This window comes from Streptomyces millisiae (genome assembly GCF_031845425.1).
GTDB classification, from domain to species: Bacteria; Actinomycetota; Actinomycetes; order Streptomycetales; family Streptomycetaceae; genus Streptomyces; species Streptomyces millisiae.
The window spans coordinates 1-448 of the sequence record NZ_JAVREM010000314.1; the positions used below are offsets into that span (position 1 = coordinate 1).

General features: G+C 77.2%; 1 pseudogene. It reads right to left on the reverse strand.

The annotated features are described in order from the left end of the window. Positions 1 to 17: 17 nt before the first annotated feature. Positions 18 to 448: pseudogene (locus RNC47_RS36845) on the reverse strand (questin oxidase family protein); the annotation flags it as partial.

Sequence of the window (448 nt, forward strand, 5' to 3'; positions counted from 1 at the left end):
TTCCTCTGCGGCGCGGGTCACCAGGCCGGCGGGTTCAGGGCGATCGCGCGCCCGGCGGCGATGAGCGCGGTCGCGTCGCCGATGTCCAGCGCGGTGTCGGTGAACTTGATCGTGTGGTCGTCGCCGTGCGCGGCGGCCCGCGCGAACACGTCCTGAGCCTCCCGCGCCGTCAGAGGTTCCGCGAGCGGGGCCGCCCCGCGGGGCGCGTAGGCGGCGGTCACGGCGGCGCTCGCCGCCCAGGCCGCGTACAGGCTCGGCACCCACAGCGGGCCGGGGAGCGCGGGCAGGGTGCGCTGGACCGCTTTGGGCGCGGTCGCCGCGTGGACCAGAATGACCGGTTCGCCTTACCCGTGGGTCGCGTACCGGTGGGTGGCGGCCCGGACGAGCTCCCGGAGCGCGGTACGGGCCGCCTACGGCCCCCCGGGCTCCTGCCCCGGCCAGTAGGGGA